This is a genomic window from Streptomyces sp. LUP47B (genome assembly GCF_001746295.1).
GTDB lineage: Bacteria > Actinomycetota > Actinomycetes > Streptomycetales > Streptomycetaceae > Streptomyces.
The window spans coordinates 668,949-695,719 of record NZ_MJAH01000001.1 but is presented as its reverse complement, the minus strand read 5'-3'; the positions used below and the strand labels follow the sequence as shown (position 1 = coordinate 695,719).

Below are 26,771 nucleotides of genomic sequence, written 5' to 3'. Positions count from 1 at the left end.
CCCTGATCCCATTGGCCCGATGGCGGCCGGCCGAGCGGCACACCGATGTCCTCGCCGGCTCCGGTAGTCGACGACAACGCCACCGTCGTCATTGGCGCCGGGAGGCGCGCGAACTCACCACTCTTGAGCGCACGAAACCGGTCGTGAGTCCGGTAACACGCAGGGAAGGGAACGATATGAGGGAACCGTTGAGCTACGAGATCGCGCGCCGGGCCGCGGAGGCGGTCCTTGAAGCGGCACGCGCCGAGGGCGAGCGAGTCTGCGTCTCTGTGACCAACCGGAGCGGTATCACCAAGGTCATACTCGCTGACGACGGCGCTGGACCGATCGCCGTCGAGACGTCTCGCCTCAAGGCCTACACGGCCTCGGTGATGGGCGTATCGACCGCCGAGTTCGCCAAGTTCGCCGCGGAGCCCGTACTGCAGGCGTGTCCGCCTCATCTGGTGGACAGGCAGCTGCACCCGGTGCCCGGGGGATACCCGATCGTCACGGACGACGGCGAAGTCATCGGCGGCATCGGGGTGGGCGGGGCCCATGGAGAGGTCGACGCTCGCATCGTCGGCAAGGGGCTGAAGAGCGTCGCCGACCTACTGACCTGAGCGACGACGCAGCTGAAGAAGAGGGTGGTCGGAGACGCCCTCGTGGGCAGGGTATGGCACGCGATATGCCCACGGCGTGCCGGCAGAAGGGATGAATCACATTGACCGCCAAGGTGCACCGTCGGCTGCTGCGCCCAGCCGAGCTCCGTGAGCTGTTGCGCCCCGCTCCGGTCCAACTCGGCGGCGCAGAACGGCAGTTGGCGCGAGCGGCTTCCATCGCCGACCTTCGCGCCCTCGCGCGACGACGGGCGCCCAGGGCGGTCTTCGATTTCGCCGACGGAGGGGCCGGCGTGGGTGAACTCGCCCTGCGTCGAGCTCGTGAGACGTTCCGGCGCATCGAGTTTCATCCGTCAGCGCTCCGGGATGTCTCCCACGTCAGCGCGGAGACGATGATCCTCGGCAAGCCGTCCACCCAGCCGTTCGCGTTCGCGCCCACCGGGCTGACGCGCATGATGCACACCGGAGGGGAAAGAGCCGTCGTCGCCGTCGCGGAGCAGGCCGGGATTCCCTACGCGCTCTCCATGATGGGCAGTACGACGATCGAGGACACAGCGAGGGCGGGCCCTCAGGCTCGGAAGTGGTTCCAGCTGTTTCTGTGGCGGGATCGGGGCCGCGTCAAGGATCTGGTCGACCGTGCGGCCGCGGCCGGGTACGACACGTTGATACTCACCGTGGACACCCCGGTCGCCGGGACTCGGCTGCGCGATGTCCACAACGGGCTCACCGTGCCGCAGCAGCTCACGTTGCGCACCTTCGTCAACGGAGCCCTTCACCCGCGCTACTGGTTCGATCTGCTGACCACCGAACCGCTCACCTTCGCCAATGTGGCTGCCTCCGAGGGCACGGTTGCCGACCAGATCGACCGCGTCTTCGATCCCGCCATCACGATCGCCGACCTCGAATGGCTCCGAGGCCACTGGCAGGGCAACCTCGTGGTCAAAGGCATCCAGTCGGTGTCCGATGCCCAACGGGTGGTGGACGCCGGCGCGGACGGCCTCGTGCTCTCCAGCCACGGCGGGCGGCAGCTGGACCGCGCCCCCGTACCGGTCGAACTGGTCCCGGCGGTGCGCGAGAGGCTGGACGGGCGGGCCGAAATACTGGTCGACTCGGGTATGACGACCGGTGCTGACATCGTGGCCGCCCTGGCGCTGGGCGCCGACGCCGCGCTGGTGGGTCGTGCCTTCCTCTACGGCCTCATGGCCGGCGGTCAGCGCGGAGTCGCTCGGGCCGTGGAGATCCTGTCGCGTGAGGTCGTCCAGACCATGGCACTGCTCGGGGTCAACAGCGTCACCGAACTACGCCCGGAGCATGTCTCGATCCGCTTCCCCTGACCACGGGCCACTGGTGCGAGCGGGCCAGGCGGGGACCCTGCACCTCTCCCGCGGCGCCGACCACGTAGGGGCTGTGCCTGCTTGCCCCTCGTCCGGTCGAACGCGGCTGCCTGCGCCGTAACAGCGCGGCTGTCTTCGGGCCCTGAGGGTGACCTACTTACTGACAACTGTCCATGAAGTTCGGTAGAGAGTAGCGAGAGTATGGCCGAGGAGATCAGTACCCCCAGCGCTGCCGGCGTCCCGTTCACCGGTGAGAACGTCACTGTGGCCGGGTTGAACGCGTATCAGTCCCGCCCCCTCGGAGGCTCCACAGGCGGCATGTTGCTGTTGCCCAGTGTCAACGGGATCTCTCCGCAGTTGCGCGAGTTCGCCGACGGCCTGGCCGCCGCCGGAGTCACCGCGCTGTCCTGGGACCTCTGGCGCGGTCGGCCCGGCAGCGATGACCTGGCACAGCTGGAGACCCAGTTGCAGTGGGTGTCGGAGCTGGCTGACGAGTCCAGTCTGACCGAAATGGACCAACTGCTCGCCCACATGTTTGACGAGCTCGGCTGCCGACAGGTCGGTGTGATGGGCTGGTGCGTGGGCGGCCGGTTCGCCCTGCTGCTCGGCGGACGGGACAGCCGGTTGGCGAACGTGGTCGCCTATCACCCCACCGTGCCGGACACCCCGGCTCCGAACCACACGCTGGATGCCACGGAGTTCACCACCCGGATCGCCGCGCCCACCATGATCCTCTATCCAGGAGCGGACGAGGTGGTGTCGGTGGAGAGCTTCCGCCGACTGCAGGCCGCTCTGAACTCGCGGACCACCGGGCCGAGCATCACGCATGTCTACCCCGGCGCCGGGCACGGCTTCACGGGCCGGGCACAGCAAGGCGATCCGGTCAACAAGGCGGCCACCGACCTGTCCTGGCCCCAGGTCATCGCGTTCATCCGGGCCACCACCCTCGTCTGAGCGGACTCGTTCCCGCGCCTCGTCGGTGTCGTCGGCAGGGATCACCCGGTCCTGAAGTCGGTTGAATTTCCTGGGTGTTCGGCGACCATCCACGATCGCTGCGATGACCGAGCCCCCTTCCGCGGATCCGCGGAAGGGGGCTCGGTCCTGCGGTCAACGCCCCGTACAACTCGTGGCCGCGCGCCGCGCGGGCGGCCACGATGTCCGCTACCTGGATGCTCCAGACGTCACGGTGACCGGGAGGCTCTCCAGACCCCGGATGACGTTGTTGAGGTGCCGCCGTGGCGGCCCGGCCAGTTGGATCACCTCCACGTGATCCAGCAGCGCCGACAGGATCGCCTTGCCCTCCACCCGTGCCAGTCCCTGGCCGGCACAGGCGTGCACGCCGGAGCCGAACCCGACGTGGTCCATCGGCGCTCTGGCGATGTCGAACGTGTCCGGCTCCGGCCACTTGCGCGGATCCCGGTTGGCCGAACCGAACAACATCGCGACCTGAGCCCCCGGCGGGATCGTGACACCGTCGATCTCGACGGCCCGCGTCGTGCGGCGGAAGAACGTCTGCACCGGTGACTCGAAACGCACGACCTCCTCGAAAGCGGAACGGAGCAACGTCCGGTCGGCGCGCAGGGCCGTCCAGGCGGACGGGTGCTCGGCGAACAACCACAGTGCGCTGCTGATCGCGTTGATCGTCGTGTCCATGCTCGCCACCAGGTAGGCGCGCAACAGCCGTCCCACCTGGTGTTCCCCGATCACGCCCCGGTCGGCCGCCTGATACAGCGCCTCGCCCCAGCCGCCTGGCGCGAGGGTGTCGCGGTTCATCATCGAGATGAGCTCGTCGAGCAGGGTTTCGGATACCTGGACCGATGCCGTCGTCCGCTCGTTGAGAGGGCCGAAGGTGTTGAAGAACGCGTCGGCGAATACGAGAACCTGGTCCCGCGCGCGGAGGGGGATCCCGATGAGATCGGCCACCACCGTCAGCGGGAACACGCGCGCCAGGTCACCCACGACGTCGAACGAACCGCGGGCCACCACGGCCTCGACCAGTTCGGTCGCGCGCCGACCGATGTCGTCGTTCAGGCCGGCCAACGCGCGCGGGGCCAGGCTCTCCGACAGCACCGAACGCAGCACGTCGTGTTCCGGCGGGTCCGTCGCCAGCACACCACCCCGGCGGGCTTCGTTCAGCGACGGCTCATAGCCCACACTGTCCACGGAGGAGAACCGTTCATGGTCGCGCAGCGCCGCCCGTACGTCCTCGTACCGGGGCAGGGCCCAGCAGTCGTAGCGCTCCAGGTACACCGCGGCGCCTGCTTCCCGCAACGCCGCGTAGGCGGGGTAGGGATCGGTCAGGACATCGTCGGCGAAGATGTCCACATCGGACGCCGGAGTAGCGGCCGTTGTCATGGTTGACTCCCATCATTCATCGCGGTGAACCGCACCCGCTCGTGTGTGCAGCCTCATTCAGGCCGCCTGCCTGCAAGAGGTGACCCGGTCCGCGCCGCGACGTGTTCGAAGGTGACGCCGGGTGCCGTTTCGACCAGGACGAGGCCGTCCGGGGTGACGTCGAGGACGCCGAGGTCGGTGATGATCCGGTGTACGCAGCCTTCGCCGGTGAGGGGCAGGCCGCACTCCATGACGATCTTGGAGCTGCCGTCCTTGGCGGTGTGGTCCATCAGGCCGGTGGCGCCGTGGGTGTGGAGGGCCTTGATGAGCACCGTGGGAACACCGCTGAGGCCGAAGCCGTCGACGGCGAGTGACGCCCCGTCCGGGATGTCGGCGATCGCCTCCGCGGCGCTGTGCTGACTTTGTCCACAAGGAGTCCTTCTGGGAGCTTCGTTTCCGCCAGGAGCCTGGGCAGCACAGTCGACCGCCCGTGGTCGGTGACGTGGCAGGCCTGCGCGGTGCTGCTTCCGGTCACCGGGAATTCGACGTGGCTGTGTCAGGCGCCGATCATGTTGAAGCCGCCGTCGGCGTTGAGGTAGACGCCGGTCATGTGGGAGGCGTCGTCGGAGGCGAGGAAGAGGGCGGTGCCCGCGAGTTGGGCCGGCCCGGGGATGCGACCCATCGGGGTCTTGGCGATCATGTCCTCGCGGCGGCCGGACTTCCAGTCCGCGCGGCTCAGGAGGGTCTCCGTCTCGATGAAGCCGGGTGCGAAGGTGTTGACCCGTACGAAGGGCGCGAAGGCCTGGGCGTAGGACTTGGTGATGCCGAGGATGCCGTACTTCGCGGCGGCGTACTGCGGAGCCCGAGCGCTGCCGCGCACGATGACGGTGGAGCCGATGTTGACGATCGATCCGTGGCCTTGGTCCAGCATCCGGGAGCCGAACTCGTGCGTGCAGAGCATGGTTCCCTTGATGTCCACGGCGAGTACGTGGTCGATGGACTCCTCGGTGAGGTCCCGCCAGGACATCTGATCACTTGCCACGTCACCGACGTTGTTGACCAGCACGTCGAGGCCGCCGAACTGGATGAAGACCTCCTCGGCCATGCGGATGACGTCGGAGTGGACGGCGATGTCGGCCTGCACGGTGAACGCCTCGCCGCCCACCTCCTTGATGCGGGCGACGGTCTTGTCTGCTCCGGCGGCAGAGCTGCGGTAGTGGACGGCGACGTTGGCGCCCTCCTGGGCGGCGCGTACGGCGATCTCGGCGCCGTAGCCGGTGCCGGCGCCGGTGACCAGGACGGTGCGGCCCTCGAAACGGCGGGGGATGGGCATGGGGGGTGGGGTGTGGTCGGACATGCGGGTCCTTGTCTGCGAGGGTCGGACGCGGTTCCGGGGGCGGGAGTGACAGAGAACAGTCGGCGCGCTGTCGCGGCTCTCAGCTCCCGGACGACTGCCGGGCCGGGCCGGTGAACTGTTGGCGGATCTCGCCGATGCCCTCGATGCGGCTGACGAGTTCGTCGTCGGCGGTGAGGTAGCGCGGCGGGTTCATGCGGTTGCCTACGCCGGCGGGGGTGCCGGTGAAGACGAGGTCGCCGGGGAAGAGCGGCAGCACGGCCGAGAGCCGGGCGATGAGTTCCGGCACCGGGAAGATCATGGACTTGGTGCGGTCGTGCTGGACGGCCTCGCCGTTCAGCAGTCCGGTGATCTCGAGGTCGTCGGGGTCGTCGAGTTCGTCGGGGGTGACCAGGACAGGGCCGATGGGGCCGAAGCCGGGAAAGGACTTTCCCAGGCTGAACTGGGCCGGCTTCCCCTGGAGTTGGGTGACACGTTCGGAGAGGTCCTGACCCACGGCCAGGGCGGCCACCGCCTCCCATGCGTGGTCCTCGCTGACCCGGTACGTCTCTCGGCCGACCACCGCTACGAGTTCGATTTCCCAGTCGACCTTGCCCCAGGGGAGGGCGACGGTGGTGTGCGGGCCGGTGACGCAGGCCGGGAACTTGGTGAAGACGAGCGGTTCCTCGGGCGGAGTGAAGCCGGCTTCCGCGGCGTGCGGTGGGTAGTTGAGGGCGACGGCGAACACCTGGCGGGGGCGGGGCACCGGCGCGCCGAGCGCGCTGGGGTCGACCGGGATGTCGTACGCCTCCTCGGGCAGTCCGGCTGCCCATTCGCGCAGGCGTGGCCAGTCCTCCAGCAGTGCCATGGGATCGTTGGGCAGCCTGCCCTGCGAGGCCCAACGGACGTTCGCGGCCCGGTCGCCGCTGACCACGACGGTGTGGCCGTCCAGGACGCCGAGCCTCACCAGTCCACCTTCGCGGGTACGGGGGTCCCGTGCCCCTCCTGCCAGCTGACGATGGGGGTGCGCAGGACGCCGAGCCGCTCGACCTCGGCCTCGACGACGTCGCCGGGCTTGAGGTACATGTCGGGGTCGCCGCTGAAGCCGGCCACGCCCTGGACGGTTCCGGTGGTGATGAGGTCGCCTGCGCTGTAGCCCTGCGGGGAGTGGTAGGCGACCAGGTGCGGGATGGAGACCGACATGCGGCTGGTGTTGGACTTCTGCCGGACGACGCCGTTGACCCGCAGTTCCATGTCGAGGTTCTGCGGGTCGGGGATCTCGTCGGCTGTGACGATGTAGGGGCCGACGGGGCAGAAGGTGTCGATGGCCTTGCAGAAGGAGAAGACGCCGGACTCCATCTCGCGGCGCTGGATGTCGCGGGCGGTGATGTCGTTGAAGACGACGTAGCCGGCGATGTGGTCGGGCGCGTCGTCGACGCCGAAGAACTTGCCGGGCTTGCCGATGACTACGGCGATCTCCAGCTCGTAGTCCAGCTCGCTCGTCAGGTGCTCCGGGTAGATGACCGGCTCGTCGGGGCCGACGATCGCGTCGACGTTCTGGAAGAACACGATGCCCTTGTGCATGGGGTGTGACCAGTCGACGTTCTTCGACTCGGTCTCGTGCTCACGGAAGTTGCCCGAGGTGTGGAAGAACTTCTTCGGCACGATCGGCGCGCGCAGCGTCACGTCGTCCAGCGGCAACCGCTCACCCGTCTCCAGGACCTTGCCGTCGCGCTCGAAGTACCCCCGGGTGCTGTGGACTTCGAGGGGCAGCACGAGCCGTTCCTCGAGTTCCAGTCGGCCGACTCGCCCGTTGTCGAAGGTGATCAGCTTCACGATTCCCTGCTCTCTTTCGAAGAGTGAAAGCTCGATTCATTGTGTGAACTTGAGTTGAGTATTGAAGGGGCACTGTGGGCTGTCAAGCCGTTGCCCAGGGGCTGAGAGCGGGAGGCATCGAATGCGGATGTGCTTCCCTCGCCCACAAAGACCCGCAACTGGAGGGCGAGCATCGAGTAGTAGCCGACCAGCGTCGTCAGCTCGAACACGCCTCGCTCCCCGGTCGCGGCCACGGCGTCGGCGTACTCGTTGTCGCTCACTGTGCCGTGTCGCAGCAGTGCCCTCGTCGCCCGCAGGGCAGCGCGCTCGGCCGGCTCGGTGAGTTCCGGCATCCGGCCGGAGCGCAGTGCGGCCATCTCCGATTCGGCCAGGCCGGCGCTGGTGCGGCCCACGGCTTCGTGAGCTTCTCGCTCGAAGGCGCTGCCCCAGTGGGCGGCCACCGCGAGGATCGCCATTTCCCGCACGCGGTCGCTCAGCGAGGAGCTGTAGCGCACGGCCGCGCCGAGGGCCTGCGCCGCGAGACCCACCGGCGGGCTCAACAACATGGCGTTGAAGGGGCCGCGCAGCCGCCCCTCCTGGTCGGTCAGCGGGAACGCCCGCGGGCCCGAGGCCCGGGCGCCCCCGGTGATGGCCCGGTAGACCTCGGCCTGCTCCTCGTCCAGTTCACCGGGCAGCAGCCCGTCCAGTCGCACTCCCATTTCCGTCCTCCTTGCCGCCCGTGGCGGGTGACTCTGATGCCGACTTCCATACAATGAAAGTGGCAGTGCTCCTCGTAGCGCCGACCGTGCCCAGCAGACAGAAAGCGAGACCTTTCGTGCCGCGTGAAAAGCCGACCAGCTCCCCATCCGCCGACGGCTCCGCTGTGTCCAAACGCAGTTACCAGGTCGAGGCGCTGGCCAAGGGGCTGCGGCTGCTGGGGCAGTTCTCCGAACAGCGGTCGTCGATGAAGCTGACAGACATGGCCGCCGAGGCAGGGGTGCCGTTGCCGACCGCCTTCCGGATGGCCGCCACCCTGGTGACCGAGGGGTTCCTGGAGCAGCTTCCGGACGGCGCCTATCGTCCGGCCCCCAAAGTCCTCACGCTGGGCTTCGCGGCACTGCGGGGCATGGACGTCGTGGAACTCGCCGACGGACCGCTGCGCCGGCTCGCAGCGGAGACGGGACAGACGGTCAACCTGGGCACCCTGTCCGGCGACCAGGTGCTGTACCTGATCCGGCTGCGCAACAACGACCTGGTGACCGCGAACATCCAGGTGGGGTCGCGACTGCCGGCGGTCAACACCTCCATCGGAAAGGTCCTGTTGAGCGGTCTGGACGAAGCCGAGCTGGACAAGCGCCTCACCGAAGAGTCCTTCACGGGGGCGACCGGTCCCAACGCGATCCGGTCGTTGGCAGAGCTGCGGCCGGTGCTGGCGCATGTTCGCGAGCGGGGCTGGGCGGTGCAGGACGAGGAACTCGCCTACGGATTGCGCTCGGTGGCCGCGCCCCTGCGTGACTCCTCCGGTGCGGTGGTGGCCGCGGCCAATGTGGCCGTACCCGCGATGGGATTTCCCGTCACCCGCCTGCTCGACGAACTGCGTCCACGTCTGCTGAACACCTGTCAGGAGATCACGCGGCTGCTCGGCGGAAGCTGACGGATGCGGCAGCCTGCACTGCCGTCCTGTCCGGTCGACTCCTGGCTCAGACGAGTGTGCGGCCACCGTCCACATACAGCACCTGCCCCGTGATGAATGACGCCCGCGCCGAGGCGAGGAACAGCACGGCGCCGACCACGTCCTGCGGTGTGCCCAGACGCCCGGCCGGCACCAGACCGAGCATCTCCTCGCGCATCCCGGGCCTGGCCAGGTACTCGCGAGTCAGTTCCGTCTCCGTGTAGCTGGGGGCGACCGCGTTGACGGTCACGCCATCGGCGGCCCACTCCCGGGCCATCACCTTCACCAGCTGGTCCAGTCCGCCCTTGGTCGCCGCGTAGGGGGCATGGTGCGGATGGGCGAGCCGGGAGGAGACCGAGGAGAAGAACACCATGCTCCCGTGCCCCGCCTGACGCATCAGACGTCCCGCCGCCCGACCGGCGTAGAAGGCGCTCGACAGGTTCAGCGTGAGGATCCGTTCCCATGTCTCGTCCGGTGTGTCGACCACCGCCCGGCGGTCGTTGGTTCCCACCGCGTGCACCAGCACGTCCAGCCCGCCGAGCGCCTCCGCCGCCGCCCGGACGGCTTCCTCGCAGGCCTTCGACGCCGTGACATCGGCCGGAATCACGTGCACATCGACGTCCGCGAGCGCCGGATCGTCCCGCAGAGCCTTGAGCTTCGCCTCGTCCACGTCCACGACGGCCAGCTGTGCCCCGGCGTCCGCGAGCCCTCGGGCGCAGGCGGCTCCCAGGCCGCCGGCCCCTATGACGAGCGCACGGCTGCCCTCCATGCCCAACCAAGCCATGGCACACTCCTTCGCTTCACTTTCTACTGACGAAAGCCACTTTCAAATCTGACAATAAGCCTGCCGGGGTGCGATGTCACGTCCCGCACGCCTGGATCCGTAGCGGGTGCGGGTGCGGGTGCGGGTGCGGGGGCGTGGCGGTGCGGCGGGCCGATCAACGGACGCCCGAGTCAGACGGTGTCTCGCCCAACAGGAACGACACGAAACGGCGGTCCGGATCCCACCGGTCACGCAGGGGTCCCAGACGGGACAGAGCGTCGGCGGAGAAGTAGGCGTCCGGTCCCAGCCCGCGGGACGCCATCGAGTCCGCGCCGATCTGGCTTCCGACGGCCACCGGTTCCAGCTGCCGGGCATGGTCGGTGACCCACGCCTGCAACTGGGCGTCCTGGCTCGGATCGTCCCCCACCGCGACCACCTCGATCAGGGTGTCGCCGAGCAGGGAGAAAGCCATGTCCGGCAGTTCGGGGACCCCCGCAAGGTTCTGCCAGTTGATGTGTGACCGGGGCGTGGGGAGCGAAGTGAGGGCTGCGTCGAGGGCCGGCACCAGGGCGGATGCCGCCGCGCTCGACATGATGTTGTCGTGCGCGTACCGGAGACCGGCCGGATACAGGTCATCGACGCCCGTGAGGTGCTGCACGCTCCCGACCGTGGTGCCGTCATCGCCCCAGATCGCCTTCTCCCGCAGAGGGGCGTTCGCGAAGAGCGCGAGCGCGTCGTCGGCCTCGCGCTCGGAGTCGGCGAAGGCCACCGTGCCCAGCAGCATCGTCGGCCCGTCCGGCGAGTGGGTCACGTGCTGGGTGACACAGAGAGCCTGGTCCACGGTCGGCGCCATCTCGTGACGGATCTCGTGCAGCCAACCGAGGAGTTCACCACGCGCCGCGAGCGGGTAGTTGTGCGCGGCGGCCTTGATCACGGCCGGCTTCGGCCGCATCTCCAGGTGGAAGGCGGTCACGACGCCGAAGAACCCGGGGCCTGCGCCCCGGGCCGCCCAGTAGAGATCGCTGTTCTGCGACTCGTCGGCCCGGACCATTTCACCGTCCGCCGTGACCACGTCGACGGCCCGGACCAGACCACACCCGGGACCGTACGCACGCCAGTTCCACCCCAGGCCCCCACCCAGCAGGAAGCCGCCCACGGCCACCGTCGAACAGTGTCCGTGGGGGAAGAACAACCCCAGCGGATCCAGCGTCAGATCGAGGTCCCGTCCGATGGCCCCGGGGCCGACGACCGCGGTCCTGGCCCGGGCCTCGGTGTCGATGCTCGCAAGGCGGGACACGTCGATGAGGAGCGCGCCCTCACGAACACCCGCGGCGGAGGTGCTGTGCCCGCCGGCGCGGACGGAGACGCGGAGCCCCCGCTCCTGCGCCAGTCGTACGGCGGCCGCGACGTCGGCGGCATCCTCGGCCAGCACGATTCCGGCCGGACGTCGCGGAGGCTTACGGCCGTTCCAGACGGCGTCGCGGCGAGCTTGCTCATAGCCCTGGGCGTCGGACCAAAGCAGCTTCCGCTCCAGTTTTCCCGCGAGTGTCACATTCTTCCTTTCGATGTGGGATGCCGGGCGCTCAGGCACCGGTGAGGTGATCGAGGGCAGTCGAACCGGGTGAATGCCTCGTCCGGCGTCACGACAATGGTTCAACAGCAGGTGCGAGACAGGCGTCAGCGGCGGAGAGTCGTGACTGTCCGGAGCAGGCTGGGTGCGACGGCGTTGACCGTGACGTCATGGCTGGCCAGCCGCCAGCACGTGTGTGAATCCGTTGCCGGCGCCCTTGGAGGAGACGTTGATCGCGAAGGTGCGTTTCCAGTGCTCGAATGTCGCGTTGGCGAAGTCGGGGAAAGGCACGACGGCCGCGTTGTTCACGAGGATGTCGACAGGACCCAGTGCGTCCCGGACCTCCCCGGCGAAGACATTCACCTGCGCTATGTCGGACACGTCGGCCGTCGCGCTGAAGAACCGTTGCCCCGTTGCTTCGACGAGCGTCTTGGCCTCTTCCGCCGGGTTGATATCGGCAACCGCGATGTCGGCGCCTTCGGACGCCAGTTTTCGGGCGATCTCCTGGCCGATTCCGGCACTTCCTCCGTCCGTCGGGTGTTTAGCCATGACACAACTCCTTTGTTCCGGTGGGCCTGAGAGGCTCGTGACGGTCGCCTGTGCGCCTTTGCGTGCGTGTGCGTTCCAGGTGCGGTACAGGCGCCGGTGGCGAGGGCCGCAGTGCCTCATCGGGCTCATCGGGCTGGTCGCCGGCCCGGGGGCCGGTTCAGCGCACCGGAACTCACCAACACGCGAACACCGGCAGGGATTCAGGTGTCTCGGAGCGCGGTATTTAGGTCCCGATCCGCAGGCGCGTGCCGCCGTCCCGCAGACGTACGTGCAGCGGGTGGGGACGGTACGAGGTCACGGGGTCGTCCCGGCGGTCGTGACTTCGCTGGGCATGGCGTCCTCCCTGTCCGTGCGGCGCTCGGCGGAGATCGGCTGCGGCCGGCCGGTCCGGGCACGCGCAATGCTGCGTGGCCCCGGCGCGGGGAGGAACAGCATCTTCCGATGATTGGAAGCGAGGTACGGGGCAGCCCGGGGCAGTCGGTGCCGGTACCTGTCGACAGCGCCTCCCGGAGGAGCCGGACCTCCTGCCAGGCTCTCCCGCTGGGGCTGCTCAGGTGAGCTACGGTCAGGGGCCGGGACTCTTCACGGCGGGGGTCAACGGCCACGCCGGGCGCTCCGGCGAGTCGGCAACTCGTGTGTCATCCGTCTGTGTCAGCGGGGCGATCACTGGTGTGGGTCGTTGGCTCGCAGCCGCGGAAAGAGCTCTGTGGCGTTGCCTCGCAGGAGGTCGCAAGTATCGCCGTCGTTCAATGAACGTGTCTCCACCAGGGCTCTCTCATACGCCCGATCCCACGGCCTGAGCAACATCCGCGCCGCAACGTCCTTCCGATACGGTTCCGCCATGTCCGATCTCGACGCTGAGCAACTGTCGGCCGCAGGCTCCTCGGAACCTTCAGCCCAGAACTTCGAACTCCGGCGTGAGCGGCTCAAGGAACGGATCTACTCGGTGATCACCATGCTCGCCGTGGTGGTCGGGCTGGCGCAGAACGCGCATACCCGGCACAGCACGGCGGCGCTGTACGTCACGGGCACCGCGGTGGGCTTGTGGCTGGCGACGTTGGTGGCCGACATGCAGGCTCACCGCGTCGTTCACCGGAGATTGGCCGACCGTCGCGAGATGCGGAACCTGCTGTCCGTCAGCAGTCCGCTGCTCACCTGCGCCGCAGGCCCGCTCCTGATGATCGCCCTGTCCTGGGTCGGCGACGTCGACCTGTCCACCGCGCTGTGGATCGGAGTCGGCGTGGACGTCGCCTCGATGGCGGTCTGGGGCTTCGTGGGCGGGCGGGGGATGGGCGGAGGGGTACTGCCTTCGTGCGTGGCGGGGCTGCTGGACGCGGCGATCGGCTCGGGCGTGGTGATGGTCAAAGTGATCACTGGGCACTGAGTGCGGCGGCAGGATGTCCCTTGGTTGAGCGCCGACTTCAGCCCTCCATCGGGTGCGCCCGGGGGATGAGGCAATCAGTTGCCGGTCGCCTGCCGCTGCAACCGCTCGGTCGGACTGCGTGCTGCCGTCATCCATGCGGCTGCCACGTCGTCAGGGCGGCGTCGACAGTGTCGGCCACCGTTTCCCTGTCCGGCTGCGTGCCGAGCATGAGCCGCTGGAAGAGCAGCGGGCCGAGGATCCGGGAGGACAGGTCCCGGGTGTGTTCTTCGACGCCGGCGCGCAGTTCACCGCGTGCGACGGCGGCGGCGAGCGCGTCGGTGAGGTGTTCGCCGGCGCGGCCGAACATTTCGTCGCGCAGGCTTCGTACGGCCGGGTCCCGCTCCGCGCGTTCCATGACGGTAGCGATGACGGAAGCGGAGACCGGACGGTTGAGCCAGTCGGCCTGCCGCTGCAGGTAGGTCACCAGCTCGTCGCGGACCGGGCCGTGGCCCAAGGCGAGCATGGGGTGGGCTGCGCTGGTCAAGGTGTCCAGGAGCAGAGCCTGTAGGTCGGGCCAGTGCCGATAGACGGTGGCGCGCCCCACTTTGGCCCGTGCGGCGACGGCGGCGTGGGTGATGTTGCCCGGTCCTCCTTCCGCGAGGAGTTCGGTAGCGGCGGCCAGGGCGCTGGCGCGGCTGCGGCGGGCTCGGGGGTCGTCGTTCGTACGAGGCATCGGGGCACCTCTTCCTTCCGAGCAGTCTATGAGACGACTTGACTCACAGGCTGGCTCTGATACATACTGTCTCATAGATGGCGGCGAACCCGCGACAGCGAGCCCCGCACGCCAGCACCCCGTGAGGCCGCAAGGAGAGAGCTCATGTCTGTGACCATGAACGAGAACGCCATCGTCCTCCGCTTCGCCGACCGTGCCACCGCCTATCAGGCGCTCAGCGACCTGAAGCACCTCAACTCCGCCACCACCGAAGTCCGCGGCGCCGTTCTGATCGAGCGCACCGAGGACGGCACCGTCCACTTCCCCGAGGGCATGGACACGGAGTCCGGACGCGGCACCGCGGTCGGCTCGCTGGTCGGTTCACTCGTCGGCATCCTCGGCGGTCCCCTCGGCCTGATGATGGGCTGGGGCATCGGTGCGCTGATAGGCGGAGGCCACGACTACAAGCGGGCCACCGAAGCGACCGAGGCCGTCGGTGCCTTCACGCCCCATGTCCCGCCCGGCGGCACCGTCATCCTGGCCGGGGTCGAGGAAGCCGACACGGAGGCTCTGGACCTTCTGGCCGCGCACTACGGCGCGACCCTGGAACGCCGCCCCGCCGACGACGTACGCGCCGAACTGAAGGCGATGGAGAAGGCGGCCGACGAGATCAGGAAGCAGGAGGCCAAGGACAAGCGCGACGGCAAGCGCGCCGAGCGCGAACGCAAGGCCGGCGAGCGGAAGAGCAAGGACGGCGCCGGCACGCCGGGGGCGAACCTTGCCCCGGCCGCCACAGACGCGGGGTAACACCCCCCTGCCCCGCAAGGTGGGAGCGGGCCGGCCAGGCCCGCTCCCACCGCGTTCATTCAGTTCCCTGCCCTTCGAATCATGTCCTGCGGAAACATCTTCGGGCGGGACGGCTGATGCGTGACGGGCCAGGACCGGCGGGATCCTGGCCGAGACCGGCCTGCCGAGCGTCAGAGGCGATGCACATCAAGAGGGCGGAACGTCGGCTCGGGGAGTGGAGCAGCTCTCAGTGGGCATGGGCGCCCGCGACGGCGCTGCAGGCCGACCTTCGGCCACCTTGGAGGGCGAGTCGGTCTGCAAAGCGTTCCGAGTCGGCCGGAGGATGGGGGACGGCTCTGCTCGCCACGAAGTCCAGGAAGCGCCGAGCGGCGCGGCCGCTCGTGCCGTACTGGCGTGCCACCGCACCGTAGGACCGGAAGGCACCCTCATCGCTGAGCGGGGGGTTCCGCGTGGTGGAGACGTGACCGGGTTGCGGGGCCGGCACCAGGACGACGTCCATTCCAGCGGACACCAGCTCACGGAGCGTGGAGAGTTCGGTCACCTCGATCATGAGCCTGGGCGAGACCTGGGTGCACTCCTACGCTCTGTGGGTGCTGGCGTTCGACGCCTGGACGCGTCAGTCCTTGGACGTCGCGGGTGAGCTGGTCAAGGAGAGCCTCGAACTCAAACACGGCTTCCGAATTGCCGATTTCTGAGCGGTAGACCGGCAGAACTGCACTTTTGCAGTTCACTGGACAGACCAACTCAGCCGACGGCCGAGGACTCCACGCGGACAACGCTCCAGTCGACCTCCGGGGCCGGCACCGCTGCGCGCTCCACTGCGGCGTCATGACGGAGAAGGTCGCGAGCGATCTCCCCGACGGCCCATGTGGGTGTGTTCGCGGCCAGCACCCGGCCCTCCCTGGTGATCACCACGGCCTCGCCCCCCAGGTGCTTGAGCGAGGGGATGACGAGTTGCTCGAAGGCGGCCACGGGGACGTCGGCCCCGACGACGCCGACGAACTCACCGAGCACCGTCAACGGTCGCGTGAACGTCAGGATGTAGAGGCCGGCGCAGTGCAGATCGACGTAGGGCCCCATGACCGTGCCGTGGCCCTCGTCGCGGGGAACCACGAACCATGGCTTGAGGGTGTAGTCGTAGAAACTCTCGCTCTGCGGATCCAGGTTCAGCCGCAGGGGCCGGGCGCCCTGGTCCTCGGTCCGCTGCCACCATTCGAGGTGGAGGGGGGCGTCGGCGAGCGAGTCGGGCGCCATGACGACACCCGTGCCATTGAACCGCTCGCCCTGCTCGCGCAGCAGGGTCTGGATCGTCGGCCGCAGGGCAGTGAGGTCACTCGTCCCGGGACGCCTGTCCTTCAGGCCGATCGCGCTCAGGCGTTCGCACGCTTCGGTCTCCAGGACGGCCAGCGCCGAGAAGACGGGTTCCACCGCGTCCCGGATGGACTCACTGCACTGGACGATGCCGGTGGCTGGGGTGCTGGTCATCAGTGTGCTCCGTCAAGGAGGGCGACGCGGGGGTGCGCCACCGGGTCAGGCATCGGTCAACCGTAGGTGTGTTCGTACCAGATGGCGAGTGCCGACAACCGTGTGCGCCTCGGCCAGGTGGCGCGCTTCCGCGGCGTCTCCGGCCATGATCGCCACCAGGATCTCGTGATGCTGGTCGGCGAAGGCCGTCGCGTCGGGCCCGTCGCCCCCCGGCAGCCACAGAAGCGGCCCGAGCTCCGCCTGCAAGCGGACCTCCAGCCGCGTCAGACGGACGGACTGCGCGGCGACGGCCACCTCGATGTGGAAGCGGGCGTCGGCCTTGCGCCGCTCCGCGGGGGATTCGGCCTTGCGCAGGGCGGTGACCAGGCGGTCCAGGCTCTTGGCGAGGTCCGAGGGGGCGCGGTCGGCCGCGAAGCGGGCTGCGGTGCCCGAGACGGCGAACTGCTCGTCGCCGAGATCGCGCAGCTCCGAGATGCCCAGTTCCCTCAGGCGGGCCAGGTGGATCCGGGTCAGGCCCTCCTCCGGGCTGCGGATGAAGCTTCCGCCGTTGCGTCCGCGCCGCGTCTCGATGAGTCCCTGCTCACGCAGGATGGCGAGGGCCTCGCGGACCGTGCCGTTGGCGACACCGAGCTGACAGGCGAGGTCGCTTTCGCTGGGGAGCTGCTCCCCGTCTGTCATCAGCCCGATGGTGACCGCTTCAGCGATCCGGCGGACCACCATGTCCGCCCGGCCGGAGTCGCTCAGGGGTGCGAACGCGGCGCTCAACACCGGCGAGCGGCCGTCCACTGCCGCCACGGCCCCTCCTCAGACGTCGCAGATCGGTAGCGAGAGATCGTCCCCAGGCTACCAGTCAAACCGTTGTCCTTTGAACTTCAATGTAGTAGGTTTTCGCGCACTCGACCGGCTGGACACCTGCCGGTCCTCGTCGGCCTCCCCACAGCCCCGGTCCCGCCGCCCTCCCGCTCGCAGCGTGTTTCCCTCAAGGAGCCCGTAGATGAACGACGCCAGGCACTCCCCGCCATCCCCCGCTCAAGCGGAAGCAGACGCCGACGCCCAGCGACTTGCCACTCTCGGCTACGAGTCCGAGTTCAAGCGGGACATGAGCCTGTGGGCCAACTTCTCGCTGGGCTTCACCTATCTCTCGCCGGTCGTCGGCGTCTACACGCTCTTCGCGGCCTCCCTGATGGCCGGCGGTCCGCCGATGATCTGGGCGTTCGTGATCGCGGGCGTCGGCCAGCTGCTGGTGGCCCTGGTCTTCAGCGAGGTCGTCGCCCAGTTCCCGGTGGCCGGCGGGGTGTACCCGTGGGCCCGCAGGCTGTGGGGTCGCAAGTGGGGGTGGATGACCGGCTGGATCTACCTCCTCGCCCTGCTGTCCACCATCTCGGCGGTCGCCTACGGCGCCGGACCGTACGTGGCCGCGGTCTTCGGCTTCGCCTCCAGCACCAGCACGACGATTCTCTGCGCGCTGGGCCTTCTGCTGCTCGCGACGGTCATCAACTTCGGCGGCACGAAGGTGCTCTCCGCCGTCGCTGTGTTCGGATTCGTGGCCGAGATCGTCGGTGCCGTCCTGGTGGGCGGCTGGCTGCTGATCGCCGACCGCCACCACGGGCTGGGCGTGCTGTTCGACAGCTTCCAGTCTCAGGGCAGCCACTCGTACCTCTACGCCTTCGCGGCCGCCTCGCTCATCGGCGTCTTCCAGTACTACGGCTTCGAGGCGTGCGGTGACGTGGCCGAGGAGGTGCCCAACCCCGGGCGGCGCATCCCGATCTCGATGCGGCGCACCATCTACATCGGCGGTGCCGCCGCCACCGCGGTGTGCCTTGCCCTCATCCTCTCGGTCAGTGACTTCGGTGCGGTGATATCGGGCAAGGATGCCGACCCGGTGACCACCGTGCTGACGGACGCGTTCGGCAGCGGCGGTGCCCGCGCCGTCCTGGTCGTCGTCCTGCTGTCCTTCATCTCCTGCGCGATGAGCCTGCAGGCCGCCGCCAGCCGGCTGACCTACTCCTTCGCCCGTGATCAGATGATCGTCGGCAGCCGCGTGCTGTCGGCCTTCTCCGAGCGGCTGCGGGTGCCTCCGTACGCGCTGCTGCTCGCGGCCGTCCTTCCCGGGCTGATCATCGTGGGTTCCGCGTACTCCGCCGATGCTCTGGTGAAGATCATCTCCTTCTCCACGCTCGGCATCTACCTGGCCTTCCAGATGGTCGTCCTGGCATCCCTGCGCGCGCGGCTGTGCGGCTGGCGTCCGTCCGGCGAGTACCGACTGGAGCGGTGGGGGCTTCCGGTCACGATCGGTGCCCTGGTCTACGGCGTCGTCGGGATCGTCAACATGAGCTGGCCGCGCACGCCCGGCACGCCCTGGTACGACAACTACATCGTCCTGGTCAGCGGCGCGGTCGTGGTGGGCGTGGGTGCCGTGTACATGGCCATCGCCAAACCGCACGAGCGGGGAGACGCCCCAGCGGGAGACGCACTTGCCGCGCCGGCCCCGCGGGAGACGCACTCCCCGGCCGCCTCCGTCTGAGGCGCGTCTACGCACCGCTTCTCATCCGTCCGTCGCACGCAACGCGACGGTGACATCCGAAGGTGGAGACCAACATGTCACAAACCCTGCCCACACAGGCCCTGATCGACGGTTCATGGCTGGACGGCGGCGCGGGCACCTTCCCGGTGCACTCCCCGCAGTCCGGTGAGCTCATCGCGCAGGTGGCCCGCTGTGACGCACAGGACGCCGAGCGCGCCGTGGAGGCGGCCCGCCGGGCGCAGCCGCAGTGGGCCGCGACGCCCCTCATCGAGCGGGTCAAGATCCTGCGCCGGGTCCACGCGCTGTTCGCCGAGCGTGCCGAGGACATCGCCCGGGTGCTGACGCGTGAAATCGGCAAGACGGTCGCGGAGGCCCGTGAGGAGGTCATCGAATACTCGGCCCCCGCCTGGCAGAAGGCCGGTGAGGAGGTCCTGCGGCACCGGGGCCTGTCGTTCCCCTCCACACAGGAGCAGACGAACAACAAGCGGCTGGTCATGAACTACCGCCCGCTCGGCGTCGTCGGAGTCATCACCCCGTACAACTTCCCCACCGACATCTCCTCGATCGCGCTGGCCCACATCGTCGCCGCCGGCAACACGGCCGTCTGGAAGCCCTCGGAGTACGCACCCGTCAGCTGCAACCTCGTGGCGGAGATCTTCGCCGAGGCCGGGCTGCCGGACGGCGTGATCAACGTGGTCCACGGATTCGGCGACGTCGGGGCGGCCATCGTCGAACACCCGGGTGTCGACGGGCTGTTCTTCACCGGTTCCACCGCCACCGGTGAACGCATCGCTCGTGCCGCCGCCCTGCGCCCGCACCTGCTCGAACTCGGGGGCGACGGCCCCTTCATTATCCTGTCCGACGCCGACATCGACGCCGCGGTGGAGGCGGCGGTCAACGGCTGCTTCTACTACGCGGGTCAGGTCTGCACCTCGGCGGAACGGCTTCTGGTCCACGAGGACGTCCACGACGAGTTCGTCACCAAGCTGACCGCCCGCGCCGCCCGGCTCCGGGTCGGTGACCCGGCCCTGGAGGACACCGACATGGGTCCCGTACGCAACGAGGTCACCCTGCGGCGCATCGCGGAACACGTCGAGGACGCCCGGAGCAAGGGAGCGGATGTCGTGCAGTTCGGCAAGGAGGAGGGTCTCTTCTTCCCGGCCACGATCCTCACCGGTGTCACGCCGGAGATGCGCATCGCCCGTGAGGAGACCTTCGGCCCGGTCGCACCCGTCATCAAGGTCTCCTCGGTGCAGGAAGCCGTGGAGATCGCCAACTCCAGCGACCTCGGCCTGATCGCGTCCCTGTGGACACGGGACCTCGCCACCGCCTGGCGCGTGGGGGAGGCCCTGCAACACGGCACCGTCAACGTCAACGAGACCAGCAACTACTGGGACCAGCTCGCTCCGTTCGGCGGCACCGGCAAGAGCGGCGTCGGCCGCGAACTCTCCGGCTGGTTCCTCGACACCTTCACCGAGTCCAAGCTGCTCGTCTTCGACCTGGGAGACAGCGAAGTGCGCAACGACCGCCGTGCCGAAGGCGGCTGGTAACCATGGCGAAGTTCCGTCTCGTCGCTCTCCTCTCAGCCACCGTCTGTGTGGTCCTGGCGATCGGGCTCTCCGTGGCACAGGCCGCCCCGCAGTCCCCGGGTCGGCAAGGAGGCGCCTTCACCTTCACCGTGATCGAGCACGCCGACACCGACACGGTCGTCGACCTGGGACCGCGCGGTGACAGCATCGGGGACACACTGGCCTTCGGAAACCCCGTCTACGACACGACAGGGAACCAGGTCGGCGGGTCCCAGGGCTCCTGTGTGCGGACCAAGGTCGGCACGGCATGGGAGTGCAGCTGGACGACGACGCTGAGCGGCGGATCGATCGTCGTCCAGGGCCCGTTCTACGACAAGGCCGACTCCACGCTCGCCATCACCGGCGGAACGGGGAAGTGGCGTACGGCACGCGGGCAGATGCACCTGCACGCCCGCGACGCCACGGGAAGCGCGTACGACTTCGCGTTCGCCGTCCAGCCCTGACCGGACGACTCCGGCGACGCTTTACCTCTATTTCTAAATGTCATGGATGGTGAGAGCGGTGGGCGTACCGCTTCTGTGGCTGACGCGGCGCCAGGATCTGCGCCTGCGGGTGCTGGCGGGCCGTGGCGGCCTGGGCCGGGACGTGGTCTGGGCGCACAGCATCGAACTCGCCGACCCGGCGCCGTGGTTGACCGGTGGTGAGCTGGTGCTCACCACCGGCCTCCGGCTGACGTCGGACGCGGCTGCCTGCGAGGACTATGTCGGCCGGCTGGTGAAAGCCGGGGTGGGCGCAGTCGGCTTCGGGGTCGGACTGTCCCACGAGCAGGTGCCCCAGGCTCTGATCGACCGAGCCGAGGAGGCCGGGCTGCCGCTGCTGGAGGTGCCACTGCCCACACCGTTCGTGGCCGTAACCAAGGTGGTCATGGAACGCCTGGCTCAGCAGCAGTACGAGGGTGTCGTCCAGGCGTCACGCATCCAGCCCCGGATGACCCGGGCCGCGCTGCGCGGTGGGGCTCAGGCGGTGGTGCGGGAACTGGCCGTCTCCACCCGCACATCCGTCGTTTTCCTGGACCACGAGAGCAAGGTGCGCGCGGCCCATCCGCCCGGCGTCGCAGCACCCGGGGCCGCCGTGCTCGCCGGCCTCGGCATCGCGGAGCAGACGACGGCAGCGGTGAGCAGCAGTCAGGACGGTGTGACGGCCGTACAGCAGGTCCGCGTGGGACCACGTGTCCACGGCCGTCTGGTCGTGGTGGCCGAGCGGGCTCTCACGCCGGTCGACCACCTTCTGCTCGGGCACGCGGCATCGCTGGTCGCACTGGAGGCGGAGAAGCCCCTGTCGCTGCGTGACGAGCAGAACCGCGTCAACGCTCTGTTCCTGCGGTTGCTGCTGGAGGGCACCCTCGCCGCACCTCTGGCTCGGGACCATCTGACCGAGGCGGGCTTCCCCGTCCGTGACGGCATCCGTGTCCTCGCCCTGCGCGGCAGCGGCCCACGACAGTCCCTCCAGCTCGTGGGGGAGGAGATGGCCGAGCGCGGTCTGCCCCTGTTCGGCCGTGGGCACGGCGGAGGTACGGCCGTCCTGTTGCCGGCCGGTCACGCGACCACGGCACAAACGGTTACGGACGGCGCGCGTGCGGGGCTGAGGTCGCCCCTGTGGGCCGGCCTGAGTGCCGTCCATGATCTGTCCGACGGGCCCGTGGCCCTGGCCGAGGCCCTGAACGCCGCTTCGGTGGCCCAGGCGCGCGGCAGCCTGGCCGTGGTGCCGTTCGAGTCCCTGGCCGGCCGCATGCTCACCGCCACCCCTGAGACCAGGAAGATCCTCGCGACGCTGGCTGAGACCCTGCTGGCTCCGCTCGCCGCGCACGACACCGCACAGGGCACCGACCTGCTCCACTCGCTGCGCGCCTTCCTGGAGCACAACGGCCAGTGGGAGGCCGCCTCGGTGGCTCTCGGCGTGCACCGGCACACCCTGCGCAGCCGTATCGAGCGGGTGCGCAGCCTGCTCGGCGCAGACCTCGACTCGGCGCACGTGCGCGCCGAACTCCTCCTGGCGTCGTCCGCCTGGCAGGAGCCCGGCGGCAGCAACCCCACAGGCTGACCTGGGATCACGCGATTGAGGCCAGCTCCTTGGCGAGGGCCTCTCCCAGGACAGCCAACCCCTCCTCCAGCAAGGCGTCCGAGATCGACAGAGGCGGCAGGAACCGCAGCACGTTGCCATAGCTGCCCGCCGTGAGGACCAGCAGCCCGTTCTCGTGGCAGCGCCTGGCCGCGCGGGCGGCGAGGTCGGGAGCGGGCACCCTGTCACCCTCCGGCTCCACCAGCTCGATCGCGATCATGGCACCCCGGCCCCGGACGTCACCGATCGCCGCATACGTGTCGGCGAGCTCGCCCAGGTGTTCCAGCATGGTGGCGCCGATCTCCCGGGCCCGTTCCCGCAGGTCATGCGCCTCGATCTCCTCGAAGACACCGAGCGCCGCCTCACAGGCCACCGGGTTGCCGCTGAAGGTCCCGCCCAGACCACCTGCCGCGACAGCGTCCATCAGCTCGGCGCGGCCGGTCACCGCGCCCAGCGGCAGACCACCGGCGAGTCCCTTGGCGGTCGTGATCAGATCCGGCTGGATGCCCTCGTGCTCGCAGGCGAACATCCGGCCGGTACGGGCGATGCCGGACTGGATCTCGTCCACGATCAGCAGGATGCCCCGGGCCCGGCAGATATTGGCGACGCTGCGCAGAAATCCCGGAGCCGGGACGACGAAGCCACCCTCGCCCTGGATCGGCTCGACCAGGACGGCGGCCACGTTCTCCGCACCCACCTGACGGTCGAGCAGATCCGCAAGCGCGTACGCCGCCTCCTCGGCACACCGGGCCGGACCGGTGGGCCAGCGGTACGGGTAGGCCATCGGAGCGCGGTGGACTTCTGGCGCGAAGGGTCCGAAGCCCTGCTTGTAGGGCTTGTTCTTGGCGGTGAGGCTCATGGTGAGCAGCGTGCGTCCGTGGAAGGCGTGGTCGAAGACGACGATGCCGGGGCGGCCGGTGGCGGCGCGGGCGATCTTGACGGCGTTCTCCACGGCCTCGGCGCCGGAGTTCACCAGGATCGTGCGCTTCTCGCCGGGGATGGGCGCCAGCTCGTTCAGCTTCTCGCACACGTCCAGATACGACTCGTACGGGTTGACGAGGAAGCAGGTGTGCGTGAACCGGCGCAACTGTGCGGCCGCGCGCTCGGCCACCGCCGGGGCGGAGTTGCCGACCGTGGTCACGGCGATGCCGCTGCCGAAGTCGATGAAGGAGTTGCCGTCCACATCGACGATCACCCCGCCGCCGGCCGCCTCGACGAACACGGGCAGGGTGGCGCCGACTCCGGCGGGTACCAGGCTGCGCTGTCGGGCCAGCAGTTCACGGGAACGGGGTCCCGGGATCTCGCTCACGACGCGTCGCACCTGCGCGAGATCGGGACCGCCGACCGGCTGGGAAACACCGGACATGAATCGTCCTCCGGGGTGTGCGGGGATGGGGAACGCCGAGCCAATCACCGCCGCGACCCCACAGCCATGGACGGAACGGAGTGCACTGGTCGCCGAGTACAGGACATCTCGTCGAGTGCGGCGCCGCCGTCCGGTCCCGAGAATGACGACCTCACAAGGTCGAGGCGCCCACGCGGCGGAAACGGACGTAGGAGAGGAAGGCCGATGCCACAGAATGCGGGCAGCAGCGCGACGGCGGGCGGGCTGTCCCGGTCCGCCCGGTCCCTGCGCCACCTGATCGCGGGGGAGTGGCGAACCGGGGACGGCGACGAACTGGTCGACGTCAACCCGGCGCGTCCCCACGAGACCGTGGCCACCGGACGACTCGTCCAGGACCGGGACCTCGACAAGGCGGTCGACGCCGCACGGGACGCCTTCCCCCGCTGGGCTGCGACCCCCCACCATGTGCGCGCCCGGATCCTGGACCGGGCCGCCGACATCCTCGACGCGCACGCCGGGCCGTGGGGCGAGGAACTGTCGTGGGAGGAGGGCAAGACCCGGGTCGAGGGCACCGGGGAGGTGCGGCGCGCCGCGGAGATCCTGCGCTACTACGCGAGCGAGGCGTCGCGCCCGGCCGGCGAGGTGTTCGCCTCGCCACGGCCGGGCGAGCAGATCCACGTGATCCACCGCCCGGTGGGTGTCATCACCGCCGTCACCCCGTTCAACTTCCCCATCGCGATCCCGGCCTGGAAGATCGCCCCCGCCCTGAGCTACGGCAACGTGGTGGTGTGGAAGCCTTCCGGCCTGGTGCCGCTGCTGGCGGTACGACTGGCCGAAGCCCTGGTGGAGGCCGGGCTTCCCGAGGGAGTGCTGTCGCTGCTGATCGGCGACGGCGCCCTGGGCCGCCGACTCGTCGAGCACCCGGGGGTGGACGCGGTGACGTTCACCGGGTCGACCCCCGTCGGCCGGAGTCTGATCGCGGCCTGCGGCCGGCTGGCACGCCCCGTCCAGACCGAGATGGGCGGCAAGAACGCGGCCGTCGTCCTGTCCGACGCCGACCTGGAACTGGCAGCGGGTGAGGTACTCGCCGGAGCCTTCCGTTCTGCGGGCCAGAAGTGCACCGCCACCTCCCGGCTCGTCGTGGAGGAGCCGGTCGCCGACGAGTTCCTGGCCCTCCTCACGAAGCGGGCCTCGGCCCTGCGCGTCGGCGACCCGCTGGAGGAGGGCACCGAAATGGGTCCTGTGGTCTCCCTCAAGGCCCGGGACACCGTTCAGCGGGCCGTGGATGCCGGGACCGCCCGCGCGGGCGTCGACCTCCTGACGGGCGGCCGACCGTACGACGACGACCGTATGACGGGAGCCTTCCTGCCGCCCACCGTGGTCGAACTGGCGGGAGACGACCCGCTGTGGCGGGAGGAACTGTTCGGCCCCGTGCTCTGCGTGCGCCGGGCCCGTGACATCCGGGAGGCGTTCGCCCTGGCCAACGACAGCGACTACGGGCTCTCGGCGGCCGTCTTCACCGACGATCTGCGGGCCGTGGCCTTCGCCACCGAAGAGGTGGACGTCGGCGTCCTCCACATCAACTCCGAGACGGCGGGCGCCGATCCGCACGTCCCCTTCGGCGGAGCGAAGCAGAGCGCGTACGGCCCCAAGGAACAGGGACGCGCGGCACGCGAGTTCTTCACCCGGCCCAAGACGGTGTACGTCCGCCCCTCGGAACGGAAGGAACAGTGACCGGGGCAGGCGGCGGGCCCCTGTCCGGTGTGCTGATCGCCGACTTCGGGCGTGTCCTGGCCGCCCCTTACGCCACGATGCTCCTGGCCGACCTCGGCGCCGATGTGATCAAGGTCGAGCATCCGGTCACCGGGGACGACACGCGGGCCTGGGGTCCACCTCACGCTCAGGGCGAAGCCACGTACTACTTGTCGGTGAACCGCAACAAGCGCTCCCTCGCCCTTGACCTGCGCGACGAGCGGGACCTGCGCAGGGCCACCGAGTTGGTACGCCGTGCCGACGTGCTCTTCGAGAACTTCCGGCCCGGGACCATGGACAAGTACGGGCTCGGCCACGACCGGTCCCGCGAGCTCAATCCCGGCCTCGTGTACTGCTCGGTCACCGGCTTCGGCGCCGGCGCGGGAGCCGCCCTGCCCGGTTACGACCTGCTGATCCAGGCGGTCGGCGGCCTGATGAGCGTCACCGGGCCGGCCCCCGGAAAGCCGGTGAAGACGGGGGCTGCGCTCGTGGACGTCCTCACCGGACTGCACGCGACGGTCGGCGTCCTGGCCGCCCTGCGCCACCGCGAGGCCACCGGGGAAGGTCAGCACGTCCAGGTCGATCTCCTCTCCTGCATGCTGTCCAGCCTGGTCAACCAATCCGGCGGCTACACCCTGGCCGGTCAGGTGCCGGGCATCCTGGGCAACCGCCATCCGTCGATTGCGCCGTACGAGGTGTTCCAGGCCAAGGACCGGCCCATGGTGGTGGCCGTCGGCAACGACCGGCAGTTCCACGCACTGTGCCAGGGGCTCCAGACACCGGGCCTGGCCCAGGATCCCCACTTCGCGACCAACACCGACCGGGTGGCACACGTCGACGAACTCGCCGAGCTACTGGGGAAGTTGCTGTCGGCGCGGACCGCGACCGACTGGTTCGACCGCCTCACCCCGCTGGGTGTGCCCTGTGGCCCCGTGAACGACCTGGCCCAGGCGTTCGACCTGGCCGAACACCTGGGCCTCGGCCCACGCGCCACCGTGACCGGACCGGACGACGAGCCGATGGACCTGGTGGCCAACCCCATCGGCCTGTCCAGCACCCCGCCCCGCTACGAACGCCGCCCACCCCGGCTCGGCGAGCACACCGAGGACATCACCGCCTGGCTGGACGCATGACCCGGCCTCCCCGCCAACCGCGACCGACCAACACCGC

25 protein-coding genes and 1 pseudogene are annotated in these 26,771 nt (G+C 69.3%); 13 read left to right on the top strand and 13 right to left on the bottom strand.

Annotated elements, in window-relative coordinates; genetic code table 11:
• Nucleotides 1–176 precede the first annotated feature (176 nt).
• From BFN33_RS03075 to BFN33_RS03065, 3 genes are all read left to right on the top strand, one after another.
• A complete protein-coding gene (locus tag BFN33_RS03075; protein ID WP_069758253.1) occupies nucleotides 177–599 on the top strand; it encodes a heme-binding protein in 423 nt (140 codons plus the stop codon).
• A 101-nt stretch (nucleotides 600–700) separates the two neighbouring features.
• Nucleotides 701–1,930, top strand: coding sequence for an alpha-hydroxy acid oxidase (locus tag BFN33_RS03070; RefSeq protein WP_079140552.1), 1,230 nt, complete (start codon nucleotides 701–703; stop codon nucleotides 1,928–1,930).
• Between the two features lie 201 nt (nucleotides 1,931–2,131).
• Entirely contained in the window at nucleotides 2,132–2,884 is a 753-nt protein-coding gene (locus BFN33_RS03065; protein WP_069758252.1) for a dienelactone hydrolase family protein, read from the top strand.
• A 207-nt stretch (nucleotides 2,885–3,091) separates the two neighbouring features.
• Here the strand turns inward: BFN33_RS03065 and BFN33_RS03060 are convergent, their stop codons facing one another.
• The 6 genes and pseudogenes from BFN33_RS03060 to BFN33_RS03035 all read right to left on the bottom strand — a co-directional run bounded on the left by BFN33_RS03060 (nucleotide 3,092) and on the right by BFN33_RS03035 (nucleotide 8,131).
• Nucleotides 3,092–4,285, bottom strand: coding sequence for a cytochrome P450 (locus tag BFN33_RS03060; RefSeq protein ID WP_069758251.1), 1,194 nt, complete (start codon nucleotides 4,283–4,285; stop codon nucleotides 3,092–3,094).
• 53 nt (nucleotides 4,286–4,338) lie between these two features.
• Nucleotides 4,339–4,554 (bottom strand): annotated as a pseudogene (locus BFN33_RS54015) (CoA-transferase); the annotation flags it as partial.
• A 266-nt stretch (nucleotides 4,555–4,820) separates the two neighbouring features.
• A complete protein-coding gene (locus BFN33_RS03050; protein WP_069758250.1) occupies nucleotides 4,821–5,597 on the bottom strand; it encodes an SDR family oxidoreductase in 777 nt (258 codons plus the stop codon).
• A gap of 103 nt (nucleotides 5,598–5,700) precedes the next feature.
• Nucleotides 5,701–6,564, bottom strand: coding sequence for a fumarylacetoacetate hydrolase family protein (locus BFN33_RS03045; protein ID WP_069758249.1), 864 nt, complete (start codon nucleotides 6,562–6,564; stop codon nucleotides 5,701–5,703).
• A complete protein-coding gene (locus BFN33_RS03040) occupies nucleotides 6,561–7,433 on the bottom strand; it encodes a fumarylacetoacetate hydrolase family protein (protein ID WP_069758248.1) in 873 nt (290 codons plus the stop codon). The genes BFN33_RS03045 and BFN33_RS03040 overlap by 4 nt, the downstream gene beginning before the upstream one ends.
• On the bottom strand, nucleotides 7,430–8,131 hold the full coding sequence (locus tag BFN33_RS03035; RefSeq protein ID WP_176742288.1) for a carboxymuconolactone decarboxylase family protein: 702 nt from the start codon (nucleotides 8,129–8,131) through the stop codon (nucleotides 7,430–7,432). The genes BFN33_RS03040 and BFN33_RS03035 overlap by 4 nt, the downstream gene beginning before the upstream one ends.
• Nucleotides 8,132–8,295: 164 nt before the next feature.
• Here BFN33_RS03035 and BFN33_RS03030 point away from each other — a divergent pair, with 164 nt between their 5' ends.
• A complete protein-coding gene (locus BFN33_RS03030; RefSeq protein ID WP_256122613.1) occupies nucleotides 8,296–9,066 on the top strand; it encodes an IclR family transcriptional regulator in 771 nt (256 codons plus the stop codon).
• A 46-nt stretch (nucleotides 9,067–9,112) separates the two neighbouring features.
• Here BFN33_RS03030 and BFN33_RS03025 read toward each other — a convergent pair whose 3' ends face one another.
• From BFN33_RS03025 to BFN33_RS03015, 3 genes are all read right to left on the bottom strand, one after another.
• Nucleotides 9,113–9,868, bottom strand: coding sequence for an SDR family NAD(P)-dependent oxidoreductase (locus BFN33_RS03025; protein ID WP_256122612.1), 756 nt, complete (start codon nucleotides 9,866–9,868; stop codon nucleotides 9,113–9,115).
• A gap of 154 nt (nucleotides 9,869–10,022) precedes the next feature.
• Complete coding sequence (locus tag BFN33_RS03020) at nucleotides 10,023–11,399, bottom strand: FAD-binding oxidoreductase (protein ID WP_069758245.1); 1,377 nt, start codon at nucleotides 11,397–11,399, stop codon at nucleotides 10,023–10,025.
• Nucleotides 11,400–11,585: 186 nt separating this feature from the next.
• Nucleotides 11,586–11,966 carry an SDR family NAD(P)-dependent oxidoreductase gene (locus BFN33_RS03015; RefSeq protein ID WP_069758244.1) on the bottom strand — a complete coding sequence of 127 codons (381 nt, stop codon included), beginning with the start codon at nucleotides 11,964–11,966 and terminating at the stop codon, nucleotides 11,586–11,588.
• A gap of 841 nt (nucleotides 11,967–12,807) precedes the next feature.
• Between BFN33_RS03015 and BFN33_RS03010 the strand changes: the two genes are divergently transcribed.
• Nucleotides 12,808–13,350, top strand: a complete 543-nt coding sequence (locus tag BFN33_RS03010; protein WP_069758243.1) for a hypothetical protein — start codon at nucleotides 12,808–12,810, stop codon at nucleotides 13,348–13,350.
• A 127-nt stretch (nucleotides 13,351–13,477) separates the two neighbouring features.
• Here BFN33_RS03010 and BFN33_RS03005 read toward each other — a convergent pair whose 3' ends face one another.
• Complete coding sequence (locus tag BFN33_RS03005; RefSeq protein ID WP_069758242.1) at nucleotides 13,478–14,062, bottom strand: TetR/AcrR family transcriptional regulator; 585 nt, start codon at nucleotides 14,060–14,062, stop codon at nucleotides 13,478–13,480.
• Nucleotides 14,063–14,206: 144 nt separating this feature from the next.
• Here BFN33_RS03005 and BFN33_RS03000 point away from each other — a divergent pair, with 144 nt between their 5' ends.
• A complete protein-coding gene (locus BFN33_RS03000) occupies nucleotides 14,207–14,848 on the top strand; it encodes a DUF1269 domain-containing protein (RefSeq protein ID WP_079140548.1) in 642 nt (213 codons plus the stop codon).
• 524 nt (nucleotides 14,849–15,372) lie between these two features.
• On the top strand, nucleotides 15,373–15,543 hold the full coding sequence (locus BFN33_RS53005; RefSeq protein ID WP_176742287.1) for a hypothetical protein: 171 nt from the start codon (nucleotides 15,373–15,375) through the stop codon (nucleotides 15,541–15,543).
• Nucleotides 15,544–15,592: 49 nt separating this feature from the next.
• Here the strand turns inward: BFN33_RS53005 and BFN33_RS02990 are convergent, their stop codons facing one another.
• Together BFN33_RS02990 and BFN33_RS02985 are read right to left on the bottom strand one after the other, a co-directional pair.
• On the bottom strand, nucleotides 15,593–16,333 hold the full coding sequence (locus BFN33_RS02990; protein ID WP_069758240.1) for a cache domain-containing protein: 741 nt from the start codon (nucleotides 16,331–16,333) through the stop codon (nucleotides 15,593–15,595).
• A gap of 45 nt (nucleotides 16,334–16,378) precedes the next feature.
• Entirely contained in the window at nucleotides 16,379–17,128 is a 750-nt protein-coding gene (locus BFN33_RS02985) for a FadR/GntR family transcriptional regulator (protein WP_256122611.1), read from the bottom strand.
• A gap of 199 nt (nucleotides 17,129–17,327) precedes the next feature.
• Here BFN33_RS02985 and BFN33_RS02980 point away from each other — a divergent pair, with 199 nt between their 5' ends.
• The 4 genes from BFN33_RS02980 to BFN33_RS02965 all read left to right on the top strand — a co-directional run bounded on the left by BFN33_RS02980 (nucleotide 17,328) and on the right by BFN33_RS02965 (nucleotide 22,486).
• A complete protein-coding gene (locus BFN33_RS02980) occupies nucleotides 17,328–18,857 on the top strand; it encodes an APC family permease (protein ID WP_069758238.1) in 1,530 nt (509 codons plus the stop codon).
• Between the two features lie 74 nt (nucleotides 18,858–18,931).
• A complete protein-coding gene (locus BFN33_RS02975; protein ID WP_069758237.1) occupies nucleotides 18,932–20,407 on the top strand; it encodes an aldehyde dehydrogenase in 1,476 nt (491 codons plus the stop codon).
• 2 nt (nucleotides 20,408–20,409) lie between these two features.
• Complete coding sequence (locus BFN33_RS02970; protein WP_069758236.1) at nucleotides 20,410–20,889, top strand: dirigent protein; 480 nt, start codon at nucleotides 20,410–20,412, stop codon at nucleotides 20,887–20,889.
• 58 nt (nucleotides 20,890–20,947) lie between these two features.
• Complete coding sequence (locus BFN33_RS02965) at nucleotides 20,948–22,486, top strand: PucR family transcriptional regulator (RefSeq protein WP_069758235.1); 1,539 nt, start codon at nucleotides 20,948–20,950, stop codon at nucleotides 22,484–22,486.
• A gap of 7 nt (nucleotides 22,487–22,493) precedes the next feature.
• On the opposite strand, the gene gabT is transcribed toward BFN33_RS02965, so the two are convergent.
• On the bottom strand, nucleotides 22,494–23,870 hold the full coding sequence (gabT, locus tag BFN33_RS02960) for a 4-aminobutyrate--2-oxoglutarate transaminase (protein ID WP_069758234.1): 1,377 nt from the start codon (nucleotides 23,868–23,870) through the stop codon (nucleotides 22,494–22,496).
• A gap of 204 nt (nucleotides 23,871–24,074) precedes the next feature.
• Between gabT and BFN33_RS02955 the strand changes: the two genes are divergently transcribed.
• Nucleotides 24,075–25,583 carry an aldehyde dehydrogenase gene (locus tag BFN33_RS02955; RefSeq protein WP_069758233.1) on the top strand — a complete coding sequence of 503 codons (1,509 nt, stop codon included), beginning with the start codon at nucleotides 24,075–24,077 and terminating at the stop codon, nucleotides 25,581–25,583.
• Complete coding sequence (locus tag BFN33_RS02950) at nucleotides 25,580–26,734, top strand: CaiB/BaiF CoA-transferase family protein (RefSeq protein WP_069758232.1); 1,155 nt, start codon at nucleotides 25,580–25,582, stop codon at nucleotides 26,732–26,734. Before BFN33_RS02955 ends, BFN33_RS02950 begins: the two co-directional genes overlap by 4 nt.
• Nucleotides 26,735–26,771: the final 37 nt, after the last annotated feature.